At 68.1% G+C, this 21,270-nt stretch carries 19 protein-coding genes; 13 read left to right on the top strand and 6 right to left on the bottom strand.

Annotated elements, in window-relative coordinates; all coding sequences use genetic code 11:
- Positions 1-92: 92 nt before the first annotated feature.
- From bchL to GGD82_RS14375, 9 genes are all read left to right on the top strand, one after another.
- Complete coding sequence (gene bchL / locus GGD82_RS14415; RefSeq protein ID WP_150062967.1) at positions 93-923, top strand: ferredoxin:protochlorophyllide reductase (ATP-dependent) iron-sulfur ATP-binding protein; 831 nt, start codon at positions 93-95, stop codon at positions 921-923.
- Positions 924-928: 5 nt separating this feature from the next.
- Entirely contained in the window at positions 929-1,624 is a 696-nt protein-coding gene (bchM, locus tag GGD82_RS14410; protein ID WP_446430592.1) for a magnesium protoporphyrin IX methyltransferase, read from the top strand.
- Positions 1,621-3,117: a BCD family MFS transporter gene (locus tag GGD82_RS14405; protein WP_311731959.1), complete on the top strand. Its 1,497-nt coding sequence runs from the start codon at positions 1,621-1,623 to the stop codon at positions 3,115-3,117. The genes bchM and GGD82_RS14405 overlap by 4 nt, the downstream gene beginning before the upstream one ends.
- Before the next feature lie 25 nt (positions 3,118-3,142).
- A complete protein-coding gene (gene puhA / locus GGD82_RS14400; RefSeq protein WP_150062887.1) occupies positions 3,143-3,931 on the top strand; it encodes a photosynthetic reaction center subunit H in 789 nt (262 codons plus the stop codon).
- Between the two features lie 221 nt (positions 3,932-4,152).
- The gene (puhB, locus tag GGD82_RS14395) at positions 4,153-4,827 is read left to right on the top strand and encodes a photosynthetic complex putative assembly protein PuhB (protein WP_170284331.1); all 675 of its coding nucleotides are present in this window, start codon (positions 4,153-4,155) and stop codon (positions 4,825-4,827) included.
- Positions 4,828-5,018: 191 nt separating this feature from the next.
- Positions 5,019-5,657: a photosynthetic complex assembly protein PuhC gene (puhC, locus tag GGD82_RS14390; RefSeq protein ID WP_150062889.1), complete on the top strand. Its 639-nt coding sequence runs from the start codon at positions 5,019-5,021 to the stop codon at positions 5,655-5,657.
- 63 nt (positions 5,658-5,720) lie between these two features.
- Positions 5,721-7,658 carry a putative photosynthetic complex assembly protein PuhE gene (gene puhE / locus GGD82_RS14385; protein WP_150062890.1) on the top strand — a complete coding sequence of 646 codons (1,938 nt, stop codon included), beginning with the start codon at positions 5,721-5,723 and terminating at the stop codon, positions 7,656-7,658.
- A 170-nt stretch (positions 7,659-7,828) separates the two neighbouring features.
- The gene (gene bchJ / locus GGD82_RS14380) at positions 7,829-8,506 is read left to right on the top strand and encodes a bacteriochlorophyll 4-vinyl reductase (protein WP_150062891.1); all 678 of its coding nucleotides are present in this window, start codon (positions 7,829-7,831) and stop codon (positions 8,504-8,506) included.
- Between the two features lie 55 nt (positions 8,507-8,561).
- Positions 8,562-10,079 carry a carboxypeptidase M32 gene (locus GGD82_RS14375; RefSeq protein ID WP_150062892.1) on the top strand — a complete coding sequence of 506 codons (1,518 nt, stop codon included), beginning with the start codon at positions 8,562-8,564 and terminating at the stop codon, positions 10,077-10,079.
- A 594-nt stretch (positions 10,080-10,673) separates the two neighbouring features.
- On the opposite strand, the gene GGD82_RS14370 is transcribed toward GGD82_RS14375, so the two are convergent.
- The 4 genes from GGD82_RS14370 to GGD82_RS14355 form a co-directional block, all read right to left on the bottom strand.
- On the bottom strand, positions 10,674-11,126 hold the full coding sequence (locus tag GGD82_RS14370; protein WP_150062893.1) for a c-type cytochrome: 453 nt from the start codon (positions 11,124-11,126) through the stop codon (positions 10,674-10,676).
- Positions 11,127-11,431: 305 nt separating this feature from the next.
- Positions 11,432-12,490, bottom strand: a complete 1,059-nt coding sequence (locus GGD82_RS14365; RefSeq protein WP_150062894.1) for a TRAP transporter substrate-binding protein — start codon at positions 12,488-12,490, stop codon at positions 11,432-11,434.
- Positions 12,491-12,587: 97 nt separating this feature from the next.
- Positions 12,588-13,916 (bottom strand): TRAP transporter large permease, encoded by a 1,329-nt coding sequence (locus GGD82_RS14360; RefSeq protein ID WP_246163930.1) that lies wholly within the window; start codon positions 13,914-13,916, stop codon positions 12,588-12,590.
- A complete protein-coding gene (locus GGD82_RS14355) occupies positions 13,913-14,449 on the bottom strand; it encodes a TRAP transporter small permease subunit (RefSeq protein ID WP_150062895.1) in 537 nt (178 codons plus the stop codon). The genes GGD82_RS14360 and GGD82_RS14355 overlap by 4 nt, the downstream gene beginning before the upstream one ends.
- Before the next feature lie 664 nt (positions 14,450-15,113).
- Here GGD82_RS14355 and lpxC point away from each other — a divergent pair.
- The 4 genes from lpxC (at position 15,114) to GGD82_RS14335 (ending at position 19,233) form a co-directional block, all read left to right on the top strand.
- A complete protein-coding gene (gene lpxC, locus GGD82_RS14350; RefSeq protein ID WP_150062896.1) occupies positions 15,114-16,133 on the top strand; it encodes a UDP-3-O-acyl-N-acetylglucosamine deacetylase in 1,020 nt (339 codons plus the stop codon).
- A gap of 222 nt (positions 16,134-16,355) precedes the next feature.
- Positions 16,356-16,841, top strand: coding sequence for a YchJ family protein (locus tag GGD82_RS14345; RefSeq protein ID WP_150062897.1), 486 nt, complete (start codon positions 16,356-16,358; stop codon positions 16,839-16,841).
- A gap of 6 nt (positions 16,842-16,847) precedes the next feature.
- Positions 16,848-17,621 carry a YkgJ family cysteine cluster protein gene (locus GGD82_RS14340; RefSeq protein WP_150062898.1) on the top strand — a complete coding sequence of 258 codons (774 nt, stop codon included), beginning with the start codon at positions 16,848-16,850 and terminating at the stop codon, positions 17,619-17,621.
- A gap of 184 nt (positions 17,622-17,805) precedes the next feature.
- Positions 17,806-19,233, top strand: coding sequence for an alanine/glycine:cation symporter family protein (locus tag GGD82_RS14335; protein WP_150062899.1), 1,428 nt, complete (start codon positions 17,806-17,808; stop codon positions 19,231-19,233).
- Positions 19,234-19,258: 25 nt separating this feature from the next.
- Here the strand turns inward: GGD82_RS14335 and GGD82_RS14330 are convergent, their stop codons facing one another.
- The gene (locus GGD82_RS14330) at positions 19,259-20,293 is read right to left on the bottom strand and encodes an oligopeptide/dipeptide ABC transporter ATP-binding protein (protein ID WP_150062900.1); all 1,035 of its coding nucleotides are present in this window, start codon (positions 20,291-20,293) and stop codon (positions 19,259-19,261) included.
- Positions 20,290-21,270, bottom strand: coding sequence for an ABC transporter ATP-binding protein (locus GGD82_RS14325; RefSeq protein WP_150062901.1), 981 nt, complete (start codon positions 21,268-21,270; stop codon positions 20,290-20,292). The genes GGD82_RS14330 and GGD82_RS14325 overlap by 4 nt, the downstream gene beginning before the upstream one ends.

Genomic DNA, 21,270 nt, shown 5'->3' with positions numbered 1-21,270 from the left:
GTACGAAAGGGAGTGAGTCGGTGCTTGATACGTTGAACCCCGGGGGCGGTAGCCCTGGTCGCCTGGACGGTGAAGGCAGCACACAGGTTCACATGGACCCGTCGCTTCATATCGACGGGGCGAAGGTGTTTGCGATCTACGGCAAGGGCGGCATCGGCAAAAGCACGACGTCGTCGAACCTGTCGGTCGCGTTCGCGAAGCTGGGCAAGCGCGTGCTGCAGATCGGCTGCGATCCGAAGCATGACTCGACCTTCACCCTGACCAAGACGCTTCAGCCGACGGTCATCGACGTCCTGGAAGAGGTGAACTTCCACACCGAGGAGCTGCGGCCCGAGGACTACGTGACCGAGGGCTATGGCGGCGTGCTCTGCGTCGAGGCGGGCGGACCGCCGGCCGGCACCGGCTGCGGTGGTTACGTGGTCGGCCAGACCGTCAAGCTGCTGAAGGAGCACCACCTGCTGGAAGACACCGACGTGGTGCTGTTCGACGTGTTGGGCGATGTGGTCTGCGGCGGGTTCGCCGCGCCGCTGCAGCACGCGGAACGGGCCGTGGTGGTGACCGCCAACGACTTCGATTCCATCTTCGCCATGAACCGCATCATCGCGGCCATCCAGGCGAAGACGAAGAACTACGGCGTGCGGGTCGGCGGCTGCATCGTCAACCGCAGCGTCGACACCGACCAGGTGGATAAGTTCAACGCCGCCACCGGCATGCAGTCGCTGGCGCACATTCCGCTGCTGGACGATCTGCGCCGCAGCCGCCTGAAGAAATGCACCCTGTTCGAAATGGACCCGACGCCGGAGGTGGAGAAGGTCCAGAACGAGTACCTGCAACTTGCCGCGCGCCTGTACGCGGGGACGGAGGCGCTGGACGCCCACCCGCTGAAGGATCGCGACATCTTCGATCTGTTGGGGTTCGATTGATGGCCATGGGGTCGTATCAGGAACGGCGCGGCGAGATCGAAACCTACTTTGATCGGACCGCCGTGGAGGCCTGGAAGCGCCTCACCTCGGATGCCCCAGTCGGGCGCATCCGGGCCACCGTGCGCGCGGGTCGCGACAGCATGCGTGCCATTCTGCTGTCCTGGCTGCCGGCCGATTTGACGGGGCGGCGCGTGCTGGATGCCGGCTGCGGCACCGGCGCGCTGGCGGTCGAGGCGGCCCGACGCGGCGCCCATGTCACGGCCATCGATCTGTCGCCCACCCTCGTCGATCTGGCGCGGGAGCGCCTGCCGACCGACCTGGGGCCGGGCTCGGTCGAGTTCCGCTCCGGGGACATGCTCGACCCGGCGCTGGGCACGTTCGATCACGTCGTCTCGATGGACTCGCTGATCCACTACGAGATGCCGGACGCCATCGCGGTGCTGGAGGGGCTGGCGGCGCGGACCACGTCGTCGATCGTCATGACCTATGCGCCGCGCACGCCGATGCTCGCGACCATGCACGCGGTCGGCAAGATGTTTCCGCGCAGCGATCGGTCCCCGGCCATTGTGCCGCACGGCAAGCGCAGGTTCACCAAGCGCGTCAACGTGGCGCTCGGCCCGCAGGGGTGGGGGGCCGGCCGTACGGAGCGCGTGACCAACGGGTTCTATATTTCGCAGGCTTTGGAACTGACCAAACGATGAGCGCTCCTGATCCTCATAAGGCCGGTCCGGACGGCATGGGGTCGAGCGACGGGCCCGAGGCCCCGCCGCAACCGGTGACCTTTGCGCAGGTGTTTATGCGCATCGCACCGAAGTACCTTCCGTTCGCGGACGCGGCCACGGCCGAACTCCCACTGAGGCGCCTGCTGCGCCTTTCGCTGTTCCAGATCTCGGTCGGCATGGCCATGGTGCTGCTGACCGGAACCCTGAACCGCGTGATGATCGTCGAGATGGGCGTGCCGGCCTGGGTGGTTGCCGTCATGATCTCGCTGCCGGTGCTGTTCGCGCCGTTGCGCGTGCTGATCGGGTATCGGTCCGACAACCACCGCTCCGTCCTGGGCTGGCGCCGCGTGCCGTACATCTGGTTCGGCTCGCTGATGCAGTTTATGGGCTTGTCGTTCATGCCGTTCGCCCTGGTCCTGCTGGCCAAGGGGAACGGCGATGCCTTTATGGCCGGGCAGATCGGTGCGGCGCTGGCGTTCCTGCTGGTGGGGGCCGGCCTGCATACGACGCAGACGGCGGGGCTGGCGCTGGCCAACGATCTGGCGCCGGACGAGACGCGGCCGCGCGTGGTCGCGCTGCTGTATGTGATGCTGCTGGTCGGCATGGGCGTCAGCGCGCTGATGTTCGGCTGGCTGCTGGATGATTTCAGCAACGGCCGTCTGATCCGGGTCATTCAGGGCGCCGCCGTGCTGACCATGGTTCTGAACATCATCGCGCTGTGGAAGCAGGAGGCGCGCAACAAGCGCCTGACCGATCCCGGTCGCGAGCGGCCGTCGTTCAAGGATTCCTGGCGCGCGTTTGCCGGCGGGGGGCAGTACAGCCGCCTGCTGGTCGCGGTTGGCCTGGGGACCGCCGCGTTCACCATGCAGGACGTCCTGCTGGAACCGTACGGCGGTGAAGTTCTCGGTCTGTCGGTGTCGCAGACGACACTGCTGACCGCGTTGCTGGCCGGGGGCAACCTGGTCGGCTTTGCCCTGTCCGCGCGGTGGCTGTCGCGCGGGCTGGATCCGTGCCGCATGGCGGCGATCGGCCTGCTGGTCGGGCTGGTCGCCTTTCCGTGCGTGATCTTTTCCTCGCCCCTGGGGTCTCCGCTCCTGTTCCGGATCGGCGCGACCCTGATCGGTCTGGGGGCAGGACTGTTTGTCGTGGGGACCCTGACCGCCGCCATGGAATTGGCTGACTCGGACCATGGCGGTCTGGCGTTGGGGGCCTGGGGTGCCGTGCAGGCCACCGCGACAGGCGTTGCCATTGCCGCTGGCGGCGCCGTGCGCGATGTCGTCTCGTCGCTGTCCGAACAGGGCCTCCTGGGGGAGGTGCTGACCGGACCGAGCATCGGGTACGGGGTCGTGTATCACCTCGAGATCGGACTGCTGTTCACGACCTTGGTCGTGATCGGTCCGCTCGTCCGTCTGAGGAGGGAGAGTCGGTCGCGGCCCGACTCACGGTTCGGCCTGGCCGAATTCCCTGGATAGTGCTCTTGCCCGTGGAGGTTCCGCTATGCCTATTGGCGCTTTCACCAGCTACATGGACGTCGCGCAGGTCGTCCTGTGGGTCTTCTGGTTTTTCTTTTTTGGTCTGATTCTGTACCTTCGCCGCGAGGATCGCCGCGAGGGGTATCCGCTCGAAGCCGATACGACCGGCAAGCTTGAGAACGCTGGCTGGCTCTGGATCCCGCCGGCGAAGACCTTCAAGCTGTTCCATGGCGGCGAGGAAAAGGTCCCGAACTTCAAGCGTGACACGCGCCCGCTGAAGGCGAAGCGCGTCGCGCCCTGGTCCGGGTCCCCGTACGAGCCGACCGGTGCGAATCCGCTGCTGGACTGCATCGGCCCGTCGGCCTACGCCGAGCGGCTGGACCGTCCCGAGTTGGATCTCCACAACAAGCCGAAGATCGTGCCGATGCGCGCGGCCAAGGGCTTCACGATGGAGTCCAACAGCCCCGATCCGCGTGGCATGAAGGTCGTCGGCTCCGATGGCACGGCGGTCGGTCAGGTGGTCGATCTGTGGGTCGACACGCCGGAAATCATGGCGCGCTACTTCGAGGTCGAACTTGCGGGTGGTCCGGCGCCGAAGCCGGGCGAAGGTGCCCCGGCCGCGGCGAAGAAGCGTGTCCTTCTGCCGGTCAACTTCGCCCATGTCGCCAAGCGCAAGGGTGAGGTCCAGGTGGCCGCCATCCCGGGCAAGCTGTTCGCCCAGGTGCCGGTGACCAAGAAGCCGGATCAGGTGACCATGCTTGAGGAAGAGAAGATCTGCGCCTACTACGGCGGTGGGTTCCTGCTCGCCCAGTAAGGCCCGGGCCGATCCGGAACGGCCGGACCTCGTCCGGCGGACCGGACCCGGCACGGTGATCTGATCCGAGGAACAGCGGCATCGACCCGCGGAACGGTTCGTCGTTCCGCGGGCGCCGTGTGTTCCTGTCCCATCGGCCCAAGGGACGGCGCGGGGGCTGCCCTCCGTTTCTCCCTGGGACCCGGTGACCTGACGACGCGAACGACGCGAGGGTCCGTATCGTGCACGATGATTTCGCCTTCGAGCCCATTCCCGGTCTGCCCGAACTGCCGCCGGAGGGGGAGCGAATCCTGTGGCAGGGCAAACCGCGCTGGTTCAGCCTCGCCCGGCAGGCGTTCAAGCTGCCGTGGATCGCGGCCTATTTCGGCCTGCTGGCCCTGTGGGGTGGTGCCTCGGCGATCCATGACGGGGTCGGGCTGGAGACGGCCGCGCTTGGCGTCGTGCTGCCGCTTCTGATTGGGGCGGTGGTGGTCGCCCTGTTGTGCGCCGTGGGGTATTGGGCGCAGGGGACCACGATCTACACCATCACCAGCGAGCGGGTCATTATTCGCTACGGTCTCGCCTTTCAGATGACCATCAATCTGCCGTTCCGCGTGATCGAGGAAGCCCAGCTTCTGGTTCGTCGCGACGGCACCGGCAATATTCCCCTGATCCTGCAAAAGGATGAGCGGGTGTCCAACATCATGCTGTGGCCGCACGTGCGGCCGTGGCACTGGCGTCGGGCGCAGCCCATGCTCCGCGCCATCGCAGTGCCGGAGGCGGTGGCGCGCGTGCTGGCTGATGCGCTGGCGGACCACGCCCGCCGGACCGGGACGGAGGGCGAGGTGCCCCCGGAGACCGAGGCCATGGCCGCGGATACACCGCCCACGCCCCGTTTGGCCGGGGCGGAGACCTGACCGCCCAATCCCGGGGGCAGCGCCCTCCGAATGGCACGCGATGCCGGCGCCGCCGGCGCCCGTGCGCGGTGGCGGACCGCCGACCGGCGTCAGCCGGCGCGACCCGTCACCGGTTCTCTTGTTGATCTGGCGCCCGAAGTTTCCGGTCCCGGCATCCGGGCATCGGACGGCGCGCGACGGAGCCTGACACCGTGACCGACCGCGACCCCCATGACCTGAGCCCGCCGAAACCCCTTCTGTACGCCATCTTCGCCATGGTTCTGGTGACCATCGGCCTGGTGGGCGCGGTCCGAATCCTCGGCCTGGGGCCCGGGCAGGGTGAGCCGGCCACACCGCCTGTCTACGCGGACGTCCGCCTGATTGAAGTTTCGCCCATCCAGGAGGGGCCGGGGCCGCGCCACGTGGAAACGGCCGCGTCGGGTGAGGGGACCACGACCGACGATGGCACCGCACAGCGCGGGGCAGAGCCGGGCGCCGGTACGCCTAAGGAGGGCGAGGAGGCCTGGAACCGCTCGCTGGAGGGAGCCGGCACCGTAACCGTCGAGCGCGTTTCGGACGGGGCCGTTCTGACCGTGCTCTCGGAAGAGCACAGCGGCTTCATCCGGGGCATGATGCGCAGCCTTGGCCGCCTGCGCGAGGTGGCCGAGGTGCCGAAGGATGCGCCGTATCGCATTTCACAATGGCACGACGGGTCGCTCACCTTCGATGATCCCGCGACCGGCGAAAGTATCGCGGTGCGCGCCTTTGGCGCGGACAACCGCGATCAGGTCGCGGAGCTGCTGCGGCTCGCCCAGGAGACGCCGGACGCTGGCGCTGCGCGCGAAGAATAGGCAGAATAGATCCCCAACGCCCGCGCACGAGCGCGGATCCGTCGGAGGCAGGAGACCGCCGTTTTGGCCGAGTATGCCCTACCCATCCTTCACGCCGTGTTCGTCTGGTGGTTTGCCACCGGCGTGATCCTGTACCTGGACGGGCTGCCGACCAAGACGTTCAAGTGGTCGATGCTGGCCGCCACGGCGATCTTCGGCGTCTCGCTGTATGGGCTGTCCACCAGTGCGGCGGACGCTACGGTATCGGGCGCGTATGCCGCGTTTTCCTATGGGCTGCTGGCCTGGGGCTGGCAGGAAATCAGCTTCTACATGGGTTACGTCACGGGGCCGCGTCGCCACGCGTGCGCCGAGGACTGCCGCGGCTGGCGCCACTTCTGGCATGCCGTCCAGACCAGCCTGTACCACGAGATCTCGATCCTGCTCACGCTGGGCGTGATCCTGGTCCTGACCTGGAATCAGCCGAATCATGTGGGCCTGTGGACGTTCATCGCGCTGTGGTGGATGCATGAAAGTGCGCGCCTGAACGTGTTCCTCGGGGTGCGGAACCTGAACGAGGAATTCCTGCCTGACCACATGGAATTCCTGAAGAGTTTCTTCAACAACCGACGCCAGATGAACCTCTTGTTTCCGGTGTCGGTGACGCTGTCGACGATGGCGACCGTGGTGCTGGCGCAACGCGCCCTGGCGCCAGCCGCGACCGAGTTCGAGGTGGTGGCCTATACCTTCGTCGCCACCATGATGACGCTGGCCATTCTGGAGCACTGGTTCCTGGTGCTGCCGTTGCCGGCGGCGGCGCTGTGGAATTGGTCGCTGCGCTCGCGCATGCCGCAGACCCCCGCCGTGCAGGTCGAGATCCTGGCGGGCTTCATGGGGGCCGGCAAAACCACCGTGCTGCGCCGGCGGATGGGCGAAACGCCACAGGACGACACGCGCATCGTGGCCCTGGTCCATGATTGCACGGCGCTGGCCGAGGAGGGGACCCTGGTGCGGGGCCCCAACGGGGCCAAGGTGACGTTGCCCGATGGCCATGTGTGCTTCGGTCTGCGCGAAGACTTGGCCCACCAGTTCAAGGAGGTCCTGGCGGCGACGAAACCGGACCGGATGCTGATCGAACCCAGCGGGATCGCGGACATCAGCGTGCTGACCCATATGCTCAACCGCGCCGACATCCGCCCGTCGATCAAGGGCATCCGGTTCACCGTGGTGATCGACGCCAGCGCCTTCATGGCGGACTACGCGCGCCTACCGGACTTCCTGCGGGCCCAGGTGCAGGCCAGCGGCCGCGCCGAAAGCCGCCGCGCCGCGCCACCACAGACCACGTTCATCGTCAATAAGGCGGATCTCGTCTCTGCGCACGATCTGGCCGGGCTGACCGGTACGCTAAAGGCGCTCAATCCGTCCGCGCGCATCGTGACGGCCATCCATGGCGTGGAGGGTGAGGCGGTCACGGCGCCGGCCAACGACCGCCATTCGGCCGCGCGCGATGCGAACGGCGAGCCGGTGCGGGACGGCGTGGTCGCCTTGTCGCGGCCGGCGGCCGGCGTGGTGCCGCCCCAGGCGGGCTCACTTGTGCACCACCATCACCACCATCATCATCACTATCACGCCGGGGAGGGGGCGGAGGCGGCCGCCGAGCTGCGCGCGTTGGCGGATATCGGGGCGTTCGTGGATGCGGCCGACGCCGCGCCGCCGGGCGATATGGTGGTGCTCGACCTGCGAACCTGGGGCGGCGACACGGCCGGGCCGGTGGATCCGGACAGCCTGCGCGCCCTGCTCGATGACGTGGCGCAGGGCGCCTGGGGTGCCGTCGACTGGCTCAACGGGATCGCCCGCGTGGATGACGCCTGGGTGCGGTTCCGCATCGAGGATGGGCACGCCAGCGTTGTGGAGTGGGACCCGGCGCCGGGCAGTGATCCGGCAGCGCGGGTCGTGGCGCTCGGCCGGGCGCTGGACGGTGCCCGGCTGCGGCAGGCGTTTGAGGGCTGTGCCCGCCGCGCCTGATGCGCGCGCGTTCCTGCCCGCGCGGACTGTGGGGCTGGCGTCGCCCGGTGTGCTTGACCCGGCCTGCGCCGCAGCCCATGTCGACCTCTCGACCAACACGTCATCCATTCCGTTCGGGCCGCGCGCCAATCCATGCCGCAGGCTGCCGCATCGATCAGGATTCAGACCCCATGTGTGATGCCAAGACCCGTGCCGCCGGAGCCGCCGCCTGTCCCGACTGTGCCGCGCCGGACAGCGGTGGGGCGGGGGAGCCGACCGGCGACACGGTGCCCCGCATCGGGCCGAACAGCATCTTCCGCATGGGCGACGCCCTGCGTGCCCAGATCGGCGCGGAGGCGGCGGCCCGCCTGTTCGCCGCCGCCGGTTTGACGCATCATTGGGAGCACCCGCCGGAGTCCATGGTGCCGGCCGCCGATGTGACGGCGCTGCACAAGGCCCTGCGCGCCCATCTGGACACGCCGACCATGGTGGCGGTCAGCCGACGCGCCGGGGAGGCCACCGGCGACTACCTTCTGGCCCGCCGGATCCCCAAGCCGGCCCAGGTCGTGCTGAAGATGCTGCCGCCGGTGCCGGCCGCGCGCATCCTGATCCAGGCCATGGGCAAGCACGCCTGGACTTTCGCCGGCGCCGGCCGGTTCGAGGGCGAGGCCGGCCGACCGACCCGCTTGGTGATCGAGGGCGGGCCGATCCAGGCCGCCATGCCCGAGGCCGGCTACCCCCTGTGCGACTACTACACCGCCACCTTCGAGCGGCTGTTCCGGGTGCTGGTCGCCCGCAGGGCCACCGCGCGCGAGGTCGCCTGTCAGGCCGCCGGTGCCCGTGCCTGTACGTTCGAGATCACGTGGTAACGGCGCCGCCATCCCTCCCCCCTCCGTTCCCTTCCGTTTCCGGAGCCTCTGTCCCATGGATGCCCCTACCGCGTACGCCCGTCTGAAGACCCGCTTCGCCCGCCTGACTCATCTGGAGGATGCGGCCGGCATGCTGCATTGGGACCTGTCGACCGTGATGCCGGAGGGCGGGGCGGACGCCCGGGCGGCGCAACTCGCGACGCTGCGCGCCGTGAGCCATGACCTGCTGACCGCGCCCGAGGTCGGGGCCCTGCTGGACGGGGCGGAGCGGGATGAGGCGACGGCCCTGGATCCCTGGGACCGGGCCAATCTGGACGCCATGCGCCGGCAGTGGCGCCACGCCACCGTGCTGTCCGCCGATCTGGTGGAGGCGCACTCGCGCGCCTGCTCCGCCTGCGAGATGGCGTGGCGGGGGGCGCGCGCGGGCGATGACTTCGCCGCCGTGCGCGATAAGCTGGCCACGGTGCTGTCCCTGACTCGGGAGATTGCCGCCGCGAAGGCCGAGGCGCTCGGCCGCTCCCCTTACGACGCCTTGCTGGACCAGTATGAGCCGGACGGCCGCGAGGCCGAGATCGAGGCGGTGTTCGACGACCTCGCCGCGGATCTGCCGGGCCTGCTCGACGATGCCCTGGCGGCTCAGGGCCGGGAGCCGGCCCTGGTGCGGCCGGCCGGCCCGTTCCCGGTCGAGCGCCAGCGCGCCCTGGTGCGCCATCTGATGGAGCGTATCGGGTTCGACTTCCGGCACGGGCGCCTGGATGAAAGCCTGCATCCCTTCTGCGGCGGCGTGCCGGACGATGTGCGCATCACCACGCGCTACGACGAGGCGGATTTCTCCGGCGCCCTGATGGGGGTTCTGCACGAGACCGGCCATGCGCTGTACGAACGTGGCTTGCCTGCGGCTTGGCGCGACCAGCCGGTCGGCCGTGCCCTGGGCATGAGCGTGCACGAAAGCCAGAGCCTGCTGATGGAGATGCAGGCGTGCCGGTCGCGCGCGTTCCTGACCTTCGCGGCGCCGGTGATGGCGGATAAATTGGGGGCGGCACCCGATGCGCCCGGCTGGGACGCTGACAGCCTGTACCGGCTCAACACGCGGGTGGAGCCGGGGCTGATCCGGGTGGACGCGGACGAGGTCACCTATCCGGCCCATGTCATCCTGCGGTTCCGTCTGGAACGGGCGCTGCTGTCGGGTGATTTGGCGCTGGACGATCTGCCCGGCGCGTGGCGGGACGGCATGCGCGACCTGCTCGGTGTGGCGGTGCCGGACGATCGCACCGGCTGCCTCCAGGACATTCACTGGTACGACGGGGCGATCGGGTATTTCCCGACTTACACTCTTGGTGCCATGACGGCGGCGCAGCTCTTCCAGGCGGCCGTGACCGCGGTGCCGGACGTTCCCGAGGCCTTGGCGCGCGGGGATTTCGCGCCGCTGCTCGGGTGGCTGCGGACCCACGTGCATGGGCTTGGGCAGAGCGTCACGGCGCGGGAGATGCTGACGCGGGCCACCGGCCGGCCGTTGGATGCGGCCGTGTTTAAGGCGCACCTGCGGCGGCGTTACGTGGACCGCGCGGGGTGATCACCGGCTGCGACCGGATACCGGGGGCGCAATCGTCCCCAAAATACAAAATAGTAGACCCCTCCGGACGGTTGTCCGGAGGGGTCTTTCCAACGAGAGGCTGGGGGGCAGTCGGGGGGGTGCCTCCCGTCGGATCGCGGGATGGTGTCCTGTGGACGCGCACATCGCTGTCCGGTCCAGAACACCACTACGTGTCCAAAACAGGGGGCAGTTCCCGAAAAAGAAGATCTCGGGTTGCGATATTTATCGCCATCGCAAGTGTCTGCCCCAGGCGCTGACAATAAACACGAGATGAGGGGGCTCGCAATATTTTTATATTGCAGCAAACCTTATGCGCATTTTTAGAATATTTAATAGATATTGTATGTAAATGCCCCGTTTGGTTGAGTGCGGCGGGCCTGGACCATGAACCCTGACAGATTTTCCCGAAGCGGCGACCGGCCGAACCATGGCGATCCAGCCGGTCGGTCGTCATAAGGATGCAACGCCCACCGTTCTTGCAATCCGGTATCAGAGCCGGCGGGATCTGCCCTGGACTCTTGATATTGACGCCGATCGTCGTCGCGATCGGGTCCAGATCGCTGGGGATTTGCTTTAGTCGCGGAAGGTGTCGTGGCAGTCCTTGCAGGTGCCGCCCAGCGTGCGCATCAGCGGGCCCATGGCGGCCTTGTCGCCGTCGGCGGCGGCCACGGCCAGTTCATCGGCGGCGCGGCTCATCTCGGTCAGGCCGCCTTCGAAGGCCTCCCAGTCCTCCCAGACCTTCGGCAGGGCGTCGGTCTCGGCCATGGACTCGCGGGTGTCGACCTTGAACGCGTCGACGGCCAGCTCTCCGGAGAAGGCGATCGACTTGGCGGCCCGCGCCAGAACGGGGCCCTCCAGGGCGCATCCGCCCTGCATGAAGCACCCCAGCGCGCCCATGCTGGCGCCGGCCACGGTCATGACGTCCTTGCGGTACTGTACAGCGGCTTCGCCGTCATCGGCCATGGCTGGGGACGCGGCGATGGCGGCCATCATCAGCGCAGCGGCAGCGGTCAAACCCTTGGTCATGGAAGGTCACTCCGTTTTTCGTGCTTGGGCAGATGTGTGAGGCATGAGGTGGCCTGAAGTGGCGGTCCAGGACGGGACACCGGGACCACCGGCCCGGACGATCCCCGGCGGCGTGGGCGTACCTTCGCGTCGGGGTTCAATGCACTTACGTATGGAGGGGTTTTGTCGTGTCAAGGGGCGAGCGAGCGGCTCGCAAAACCCATGCGCGATGCCGGCCCGGGGGCGTTCCGGACGCCCTTCCCAAAGACAACGGGCGGGAGGCCGGCCGACGCCCCGCCCGTGACGTGTTTACGCCTGCGCTCGGGTCAGCCGCAGCGGTATGGCGTGCCGGCCTTGCGCATGGTCGCGTTATAGTCCTTCAGGATCTTGACCACGCGGGCGTTTCGGTCGCTTTCCGCCGCGATCTCGTCCCAGAACTTCATGGCCTCATCCTCGACCGTCTGCCATTCGGCGTCGGGGATAGAGGTCAGTTCCATGTCGGTGCCGTTGACGCGCAGGTCCGCCTCACCGCCCCAGTACCAGTACTGGCGATAGTAGTGGCTGCTGTCCATGCAGAGCTTGAACAGCTCCTTCAGGTTTTCCGGCAGCTCCGCCCAGCGTTCGGAGTTGGCGAAGTAGGACCCGCACCACGCGCCCGAGATGTTGTTGGTCAGGAAGTACGGCGTCACCTTCGACCAGCCTACGGTGTAGTCCTCGGTGATGCCGGACCACGCGATACCGTCCAACTCGCCGGTCTGGACCGCAACCTCGACGTCTTCCCAGGGCAGGGTGACCGGCACCACGCCGAAGCGCGACAGGAAGCGGCCGGCGGTGGGGAAGGTGAAGACGCGCAGGCCCTTCAGGTCGTCCAGGCTGCGGATCGGTTCCTTGGTGTTGAAGTGGCAGGGGTCCCAGGCACCGGCGGACAGCCAGGTCACGCCGTCGATCTCGCCGTAGGCCTCTTCCCAGATCTCGCGCAGGCCATAGCGGTTGAACAGCACCGGAACGTCCAGGCTGTAGCGCGTGGCGAACGGGAAATAGCCGCCGAACACCGAGATATCGACCGGGGCGGCGATGGAATCGTCATCGCTTTGCACCGCGTCGATGGTGCCGCGCTGCATGGCGCGGAACAGCTCGCCCGTCGGGACCAACTGGTCGGCGTAGTACAGCTCGATCTGCATCTGGTCGCCGGCCACCTTGTTGAAGGCGTCGATCGACGGCTTGATGACGTGCTCGGCCAGGGCCGGCCCGGCGTAGGTCTGCAGACGCCAGCGGATGGTGGACTGCGCGTGCACGGCCGGCGCGGCGAGGGTGGTCGCGCCGACGGCGGCTGCGCCCAGGCCGGCCGTCTTCAGAAAATCGCGGCGTTTGTTGGTGGTGGTCATACCGGACACTCCCTGTTGTCGGTTGCCAGTCCGCGGTCATGAGGCCGACCGCCTGCCGTACCAGTGTGGCCCGCCGCCCGAATGCCGGGGACGGCGGCTAGCGGGCGTACACCATCTGGGGAAGCCACAACGCGATCTGCGGGAAGGCCATGACCAGGGCCAGACCGACCGCCATGACGGCAACGAAGGGCACGATGGACCGGTAGATGTCGATCAGCGTGACCTCGGGCGGCGCCATCGCGCGCATCAGGAACAGGTTGTAGCCGAACGGCGGCGTCATATAGGCGATCTGGCAGGTGATCGTGTACAGCACCCCGTACCAGACCAGATCGAAGCCCAGATGCCCAACCAAGGGGACGTACAGCGGGGCCACGATGACCAGCATGGCGGTGTCGTCCAGGAACGTGCCCATCAGCAGGAACGAGAGCTGCATCAGGATCAGGATCTCCCACGGTCCCAGGCCGAGGCGGTCGACGAACAGAGTCTCGATCGCCCGCACCGCGCCCAGGCCGTCGAACACGGCGCCGAAGCACAGCGCGGCCAGGATGATCCACATGAACATGCAGGACACGCCCAGGGTCTTGCGCAACACCTCGCCCATGACCGCACGGGTGACGCGGCGCTTGACCAGGGCGGCCAGCGTCGCGGCCAGGGCGCCCACCGCCGAGCTTTCGACCAAAGACGTGTAGCCCAACACGAACAGGCCCATCATGCAGAAGAAGATCAGCAGCGGCAGCACGCCCGCGCGCAGCAGCAGCAGCTTCTCGGCCAGCGGGACGTCGCGTTCCTCCTTCGACAGGGTCGGCCCCAGGCTGGGCTGAAACCAGCAGCGCACCGCGATGTAGAGCACGAACAGCCCGGCCATCATCAGGCCGGGTGTCACGCCGGCCAGCCACAACTGGCCCACCGGCTGGCGCGCGATCATGCCGTAGAGCACCAGGACGACGCTGGGCGGCACCAGGATGCCGAGCGAACTGCCGGCCTGGATCACGCCGGTGACCATGATCTTGTCGTAGTTCCGGCGCAGCAGTTCGGGCAGGGCGATGGTGGCGCCGATGGCCATGCCGGCGACGCTCAGCCCGTTCATGGCCGAAATGGCGACCATCAGGCCGATGGTGCCGATCGCCAGGCCGCCGCGCACCGGCCCGAACCAGACATGGAACATCTTGTACAGGTCGTCGGCGATGCCGGATTCCGACAGCATGTAGCCCATGTAGATGAACAGGGGCAGCGTCAGCAGCGGATACCACTTCATCAGCTTCATGGCCGCGCTGAAGCCGATTTCCGACCCGCCGTCGCCCCACAGCAGCAACGCGGCGGCGACCGCCACGAACCCGATGGCTGCGAACACGCGCTGCCCGGTCAGCAGCATCAACATCATGGACGCGAACATGAGCAGAGCGATCATCTCATAGCTCAGGCTCATGACGCGCTCTCCGTCGGCAGGCCGATCTCCTCGCCGCGCAGGCGGGCAATGTCCTTGAACAACTCGGCGAACGCTTGCAGCAGGGTCAGGCCGATGCCGAGGCACATGATAATCTTGATCGGCGCCATGTATGGGCGCCACGCCGAGTAGCTGCGTTCGCCGTACTCCAGGGCGTAGGCGGTGGAGGACAGGCCGCCGTACAGCAGAACCCCGAGGTAGAAGATCAGGAACAGGATGGTGACGACATCCACCCAGGTCTTGGTGCGCCGCGACCACATGCCATAAAGAAGGTCCATGCGGACGTGGGATTCATGCATCAGGGCATAGGATCCGCCGATGAGGAAGTACGTCACCATCAGGAACTGGGCGACCTCCAGCGTCCATAGCGAGGGCAACAGGCCCGGTGTGTTCTTGGAAATCGCGGACCAAAACAGCACCGCCATCATCGCGAAGATGAGCAGCATGGTCGCGCGGCCGATGGCGCGGCTGGCGCGATCCATCGTCCGAACGTAAAGCCTGATTGCGTGTGGCATGAAACCGTCCCGATGCGGTCGGCTGGGATGGGAGGCGATGGGGAGGCCCGCGACCTCTGGTGGCGACGTCATCCGTTTGTAGGCTCATAAGGTCCCCGGGTCCGTCGAACGTGTCAAGAATCAACCGCCCGCCCGCGTTTGCTGAAAAAATAGGCGCCACCACACGGCGCGCGCGCAGGAGGCGGTTCGCACCCGATCTCCGGCTCTTGCTCGCGCCGGCGTTTCACGACACAAAGGCTGGGTGTGAGCGGTGGTGGTGGGCACCCGCTCGGGTGGATCGGCCCCGGCACGGGGAGGGGCGGCAGACCTTCGGCCGTGCCGCGCATCTTTGCCGGAACATGAGCCGCAGCAACAATTTGGTAAAGTCGGCTGAGAGTCGCGGTGGCCGGGGGCGCCCGGGCCGCCGTGCCGGCTTCGCGTCTCCGTATGATCCAATAAACGTTTGTTTCTGAACTCTTTTTTGCCACAGAGCGGCCGCAACAATCTGAAACAATGATTGATTTGCGCGGACTCGGGTGGGTGGCTAAATCTAGCGTATCAGAAAGGTTGACTCGCAGACCCGGATACGGGCGCGGATCTCCCCCGGGGCCGGTCCACAGGCCCCGGTGCGTGGAGAGACCGGGGTCATCCACTCGCCAGAGACCGGTTTTGGGGGCGCACGATCATGAAGGATGCCACTCTCGACGACAGCACGCTCGCCGCGGCGGTCGAGCCCGCCGGGACCGCCCCGTCCCATCGGGCGTGGCCTCTCGCGGCCAGCGCGCGCCGGACCGTGGCCGGCCCGGTATGTGTCCAGGGGATCGGTTTGCACTCCGGTGCGACGGTGACCCTGACCCTGCGACCCGCCGCAGCCGACAACGGCTTGTGGATCCGCCGCACCGATATCACCGACCGCGACCCGATGATCCCGGCGCGCTGGGATCATGTCGTGGACACGCGCCTGTGCACCGCGCTCGGCAATGCCGCCGGCGTCACGGTCTCGACCGTCGAGCACCTGATGGCCGCGCTGGCCGCGCTGGGTGTGGACAACGCCGAAATCCTGGTCGATGGGCCGGAACTGCCCGTCATGGACGGGTCGTCCGCCGCGTTCGTGGCGGAGATCGAGGCCGTCGGCACCGTGGCCCAGGCCGCGCCTCGCCATGCCATTCGTCTCGTGGACACCGTGTCGGTGACCGAGGGGGACAGCACGGTCTCCCTGCGGCCCGCGCCGCGCGGCCTGACCATCGACGCCGAAATCGATTTCGAGAACCCGGTGATCGGGCGGCAGCGCCGCGTCGTCCTGGTGTCGGCGCGGAGCTTCCGGGAGGAACTGGCGGACGCCCGCACCTTCGGCTTCCGGCATGAGGTGGACGGCCTGCGCGCCATGGGCCTCGCCCGGGGCGGCTCGCTCGACAACGCCGTGGTCGTCGATGGCGACACCATCCTGAATCCGGAGGGGCTGCGCTACGCCGACGAGTTCGTGCGCCACAAGGCGTTGGACGCCCTCGGGGACCTGTATTTGGCGGGCCATCCCCTCATCGGCGTCTATCAGGGCCTCCGCCCGAGCCATCGGATCAACAACCTGTTGCTGCGTGCCCTGTTCGATCAGCCGGAGGCCTGGCGGTTCGAGCCGGCCCTGCTGAGTGGGGGCTATGGAGCCGGCCGGGGCCGGTTCGATCCGGCCAGCGATCGCCGCCGCGCCTGAGGCGCGCAAAAGAGACCGCGCCTGAGGCGCGCAAAAGAGACCGCAGCCGTCCTCCCGTTTTTTCGTTCGGCACGTCGCGCCCCGCCGCCAGACATTGGCGCGCGGGGCGTTTGATGTGGGGGGGTGTTCTGGGCGAACGGGTTTGCCCGCGCGGACGGCGCGCGGTACAAGGGCGAGAGACAGTGTGTCCCCACCCCCCGTTTGCATCCGTGAGGCTGTGTTATGGATTCCTGCCCTTGTGGCTCCGGGCTGACCCTTGACGCCTGTTGCGCCCCGGTGATCGCCGGTACGACCCCGGCGCCGACCGCCGAGGCGCTGATGCGGTCGCGCTACACCGCCTATGGGCAGGGCAACATCGATTATCTCATGGCTACGCTGGCCACGGACTCGCGCGCTGACTTCGACCCGATCGAGGCTAAGGGCGTGGCCGCCGAGTCCGTTTGGACTGGGCTTGAGATTCGCGCCGTGTCCGCCGGCGGCGAGGGCGACGACGAGGGCACGGTCGAGTACGTGGCGCGGCTGAAGTACAAGGGCCGGGCGCGCATGCATCACGAGCGCGCGACCTTCCGCCGCGAGGACGGCCAGTGGCGCTGCACCGGGGGCGAGGTCAACCCCAAGGGACCGCCCCGGCGTGTGGTCTCGGTGGGGCGTAACGAGCCGTGCCCCTGCGGGTCCGGCAAGAAATACAAAAAGTGCTGCGGGGCGTAGCCGACCATGGCGCGGCGGTTCGCCTGCACCCTGTGCGGCAAATGCTGCGTCGGCCTGCTACCGCTGACGATCGAGGAGGCGGTGGCTCGCGCCGACCGCTTCCCGCTGGCGCTGGTGTGGACCCCCGTGCGCAAGGGCGCGCCAGCCTACGCCACCATCAAGCGGCTCGGCCTTGAGGTCACCCTGGGGAAGGGGCGCACGGTCGCCGTGCTGGTCTCCCCTATGGTCTACCTGCCGCCCGCCTTTCCCTGCCCGGATCTGACGCACGACGGCCTGTGCGCGGTCCATGACACCGAGACCAAGCCGCTCCGCTGCCGGGCGATGCCGTTCAACCCCCGCCGGCCGCAAAGCGATCAGGCGGCGCTATTGCTGCCCCGGCCGGGCTGGACCTGCGATATCTCCGCCGCCGCGCCGGAGGTGTACCAGGACGAGGCCATTATCGAGCCCGGGGCGCTGGCGGCCTACACGGCGGAGCGCGAGGCGCTGCGGGCACAGGCTCCAATCCTGCGGGCCTACGCCGAAAGCCGCCTGTCCCTTTCGCCGTCGGTGATGGCGGAACTGAACCGCATCGACCGGCAGAAGGGCAGCACCGGCACCATTGCGCTCAGCTTCACGGCCCTGCTGCCCCGCCTGCCCGAGGTCGACGCGGAGGCCTTCGTGCGCGGCCAGCGGGCGGTGCTGGCGGACTACCGCGACCGCACGGCGCCCAAGGGCGACGAGGGGCCGTTCCACCGCTACTATGGCGAGGTCCTAGACACGCTCGGCCCGGCGTCCGGCTGATTCGGCCGGGATAGAGCCGGCATTGCAGTCATACATAGTAAGGCCGTCATGCACGTGCGCCTATTTTCAGTGACGCCGTGACAGTTTTCTTGCCTCGCGTTCCATCCAATGCTCTGGTGAATCCCACATGTCCGGCACACACGGCCCGGACGTATTGGTCGGAGTAAGGGGGGGAGGGGTACCCATGGAGTTTATCGAGGGCGTATTCGCGGGGATTGGCGATCTGACGTGGGGGTGGTCGCTGATCCCGTTTCTTGTCGTCCTGGGCGTTTTCTTTACCTTGATGTCGAAGCTCGTGCAGTTCGAGTTCTTCGGCCGAATGTTCCGGGTCCTCTACGCGCCGAAGGCGGACGGCACCGGTCGCCGCGTCAGCTCGCGCGAGGCCCTTCTGGTCAGTGTCGGCGGACGGGTCGGCGGCGGCAACATCGCGGGCGTCGCGGTGGCGATCACCCTGGGGGGGCCGGGGGCCGTGTTCTGGATGTGGGCCATTGCCCTGGTCGGCATGGCGACCAGCCTGTTCGAGTGTTCGCTGGCGCAGCTTTACAAGCGGACGGAGCCGGACGGCACCTTTCGCGGCGGTCCGGCCAGCTACATTCTGCACGGACTGGGGGAGCAGTACCGGTGGTTGGCGGTTCTGTATGCCATTTGCCTGATTGCTGCCTTCGGGTTCGGCTTCAACGCCTTTCAGGGCAACACCGTGGCCGGCGCGGCCAACGACAGTCTCGGCATTGACCGGCTGTACACCGGTGTTTTCCTAGCGGGCGTCACGGCCCTGGTGGTCTACGGCGGCATTCGGCGCATTGCCAAGGTGGCGGACGTCGTGATCCCGATCATGGCCGTGACCTACATTGCCATGGCGCTGCTGATCATCATCATGAACCTGACGTCCCTGCCGGGCGTGATCTATGACATCGTTGCCAATGCGTTTGGCATCGAGACGGCGGTGAGCGGCGGCATCGGCGCGGCGGTGGCGCAGGGCCTGCGGCGCGGTCTGTTTTCCAACGAGGCCGGCCTGGGCTCCGCCCCGAACGTGGCGGCGGTGGCCTACGTCAAGCATCCGATCAGCCAGGGCATCGTGCAGTCGCTGTCGGTGTTCATCGACACAATCATCATCTGCTCGTGCACGGCGTTCGTCATTCTGCTCGGCGATGTGTATGTGCCGGGCGCGCAGGACATCAACGGCGTGGCCCTGACCCAGCAGTCGCTGGCCAGTCATATCGGCGACTGGTCGACGTACTTCATGACGTTCTCGGTCCTGCTGTTCGCGTTCAGCTCCATCATCTACAACTATTATCTGGGTGAGAACGCGCTCAACGTGTTCACGAAGAGCCGTGTCATGCTGCATGGGATGCGTATCGCCATCGTGGGCATCGTGTTCCTGGGCGCGACCGCGCCGGGGGCGACGGCGGTGTTCTTCTTCTCCGATCCGCTGATGGGCGTGTTGGCGCTGGTCAACCTGCTGGCGCTGACCATGCTGTTCCCGACCGGCCTGCGGCTGCTGAAGGACTACCGCGAGCAGGTCGCCGCCGGTAAGGAGCATCCGGAACTGAAGGTCGAGGACTACGCCGATCTCGACATCGATCCGACCGCGTGGTCGGAGGCGAAGGCGTAACACCGGGCGCCCCTCCCCATGCTGTTCAAGCGCGGGGAGCCGCTGGCGCCGCCGCCATGACCTCCGTCGCTCGGAAACAGGCGGCGGTCCGGTCCGATCCGACCGGCCTCAGCGCGGGCGCGGTGGCGGCGCAGGCCTCCACCGCCCAGGGGCAGCGGGCGCGATAGACGCAGCCGGGGCCGGAGTCCACCCGGCGCGGCGAGGCCGGGCCGCCGGTCGGACCACGCCGGGTGTGGGTCTGTCCGGCCGCCTCGATCCGGGGCACCGCCGCCAGCAAAGCGGCCGTATGCGGGTGCGCCGGGCGATCGAGAACGTCCCGCGTCGGGCCGCTCTCCACCACATGGCCCTGAACCATCACCATCACGCGCTCGGTCACATGGCGCACGACATCCAGGTCGTGGCTGATGAACAGCAACGCCAGTCCGTGCCGGTGCCGTAGCGCCAGGAACAGGTTCAGGACCTGCGCCTGCACCGAGACGTCGAGCGCCGACACCGGCTCGTCCGCCACCACCACATCCGGATGGGTGACCAACGCCCGGGCGATGGCGATGCGCTGGCGCTGTCCGCCGGAGAACTGGTGCGGGTAGCGGTCGAGCGCCTCCGCCCCCAGGCCCACGGCCGCCAGCGCGTCCGCCGCGTGGGCGCGGCGGTCGGCGCGCGGGATCTCCGGGGCCAGCCCGGCCAGCGGCTCGGCGATCACCCGGGCGATGGTCCAGCGCGGGTCCAGCGAGCCCATCGGGTCCTGAAACACCATCTGGATGCGCCGCCGCAGCCGGCGCAACGTCGCTTTGGGCAGGGCGTGCGGGTCGGCGCCCGCGATCCGCACCGTGCCGCGATCCGGCGGTTCCAGTGCGGTGACGAGGCGGGCGAGGGTGGACTTGCCGCAACCGCTTTCCCCCACCACGCCCAGGCTTTCGCCGCGCGCCAGAGTCAGGGAGACGTCCGCGACCGCTGGGATGAAGACGCGCGGCGCCAGGGGATGCGCCCGGGGCCGGGGGTAGGTCCGCGCCACGTCCCGGACCTCCAGCAGGGGCGCTGTTTCCGTTGGGGGTGGCGTCATGGGGACGCCTCCAACGGATGATGGCAGGCGACGGAATGGCGGTGGTCCGGTCCCGTCCCCAGCGGAGGCCGCGTCCGGCACCCGGTGTCGGCCCGCGCGCAGCGATCCGCGAACGGGCAGCCGGGCGGGCGGGCGTCCGGCGGCGGCACGGCACCCGGAATCGCCGGCAGCGGCGCGCCCGGTTGGCCGGCGCGCTGCGGTCGCGCCGCCATCAATCCGCTGGTGTAAGGATGGCGCGGCCCGGCCAGAACGCGGGCGGTGGGGCCAGCCTCCACCACCTGACCGGCGTACATCACCGCCATGTCCCGGGCCGTTTCGGCGATCACGCCCAGGTCGTGGGAAATCATCAGCAACGCCATGCCCTCGCCCTGCACCAGATCGCGCACGAGGTCGAGAATGCGCGCCTGCGTGGCCACGTCCAGCGCGGTCGTCGGCTCGTCGGCGACCAGCAACGCCGGTCCGCAGGCCACCGCGATGGCGATCACGACCCGCTGGCGCTGACCGCCGGACAGGGCGTGCGGATACTGGTCCGGCGAGACCCGCGACGGATCCAGCCCGACCCGGTGCAGCACCGCGCGGGCGTGCTCCCGCGCCGCGCGCCGGGACAGGCGCAAGTGCCGGCGCGGGCCTTCCGCCACCTGATCCACGATGGTGCGCACCGGGTTCAGGGCGGTCATGGGCTCCTGAAAGATCATCGCAACCCGCCGCCCGCGCAGGGCGCACAGGCGCCGTTCCCCCGCCGTAAGCAGGTCCTCGCCGTCCAGCCGGATCGCCCCCTCCGCCCGCAGGCCATCGGGCAGCAGGCCCAGGATCGCGAGCGCGGTCAGCGACTTGCCGCAGCCGCTTTCCCCCACGAGCCCGAGCGTGCCGCCCGAGGCCAGCGTCAGCGAGACTCCATCCAGCAGCCGCACCGGCGGGGCGTACCGGGTTGATCCGGGGATGGTGACGGTCAGATCCTGGATGTCCAGCAGCGCCAT

The sequence above is a fragment of the Roseospira marina genome, assembly GCF_014197855.1.
Classification (GTDB): Bacteria; Pseudomonadota; Alphaproteobacteria; order Rhodospirillales; family Rhodospirillaceae; genus Rhodospira; species Rhodospira marina.
The sequence above is the reverse complement of the archived record's forward strand: the minus strand, read 5'-3'. Positions and strand labels throughout refer to the sequence as shown.

Excerpts from the sequence above, each read along its gene's own strand:
- GGD82_RS14325 (WP_150062901.1), bottom strand. The coding sequence starts at position 21,270 with ATGGCGCTGCTGGACATCCAGGATCTGACCGTCACCATCCCCGGATCA.
- puhA (WP_150062887.1), top strand. The coding sequence starts at position 3,143 with ATGCCTATTGGCGCTTTCACCAGCTACATGGACGTCGCGCAGGTCGTC.
- bchL (WP_150062967.1), top strand. The coding sequence starts at position 93 with ATGGACCCGTCGCTTCATATCGACGGGGCGAAGGTGTTTGCGATCTAC.
- GGD82_RS14365 (WP_150062894.1), bottom strand. The coding sequence starts at position 12,490 with ATGACCACCACCAACAAACGCCGCGATTTTCTGAAGACGGCCGGCCTG.
- GGD82_RS14340 (WP_150062898.1), top strand. The coding sequence starts at position 16,848 with ATGGCGCGGCGGTTCGCCTGCACCCTGTGCGGCAAATGCTGCGTCGGC.
- GGD82_RS14360 (WP_246163930.1), bottom strand. The coding sequence starts at position 13,916 with ATGAGCCTGAGCTATGAGATGATCGCTCTGCTCATGTTCGCGTCCATG.
- GGD82_RS14355 (WP_150062895.1), bottom strand. The coding sequence starts at position 14,449 with ATGCCACACGCAATCAGGCTTTACGTTCGGACGATGGATCGCGCCAGC.
- GGD82_RS14345 (WP_150062897.1), top strand. The coding sequence starts at position 16,356 with ATGGATTCCTGCCCTTGTGGCTCCGGGCTGACCCTTGACGCCTGTTGC.
- lpxC (WP_150062896.1), top strand. The coding sequence starts at position 15,114 with ATGAAGGATGCCACTCTCGACGACAGCACGCTCGCCGCGGCGGTCGAG.
- bchJ (WP_150062891.1), top strand. The coding sequence starts at position 7,829 with ATGTGTGATGCCAAGACCCGTGCCGCCGGAGCCGCCGCCTGTCCCGAC.
- GGD82_RS14370 (WP_150062893.1), bottom strand. The coding sequence starts at position 11,126 with ATGACCAAGGGTTTGACCGCTGCCGCTGCGCTGATGATGGCCGCCATC.
- GGD82_RS14330 (WP_150062900.1), bottom strand. The coding sequence starts at position 20,293 with ATGACGCCACCCCCAACGGAAACAGCGCCCCTGCTGGAGGTCCGGGAC.
- GGD82_RS14375 (WP_150062892.1), top strand. The coding sequence starts at position 8,562 with ATGGATGCCCCTACCGCGTACGCCCGTCTGAAGACCCGCTTCGCCCGC.
- GGD82_RS14335 (WP_150062899.1), top strand. The coding sequence starts at position 17,806 with ATGGAGTTTATCGAGGGCGTATTCGCGGGGATTGGCGATCTGACGTGG.
- GGD82_RS14405 (WP_311731959.1), top strand. The coding sequence starts at position 1,621 with ATGAGCGCTCCTGATCCTCATAAGGCCGGTCCGGACGGCATGGGGTCG.
- bchM (WP_446430592.1), top strand. The coding sequence starts at position 929 with ATGGGGTCGTATCAGGAACGGCGCGGCGAGATCGAAACCTACTTTGAT.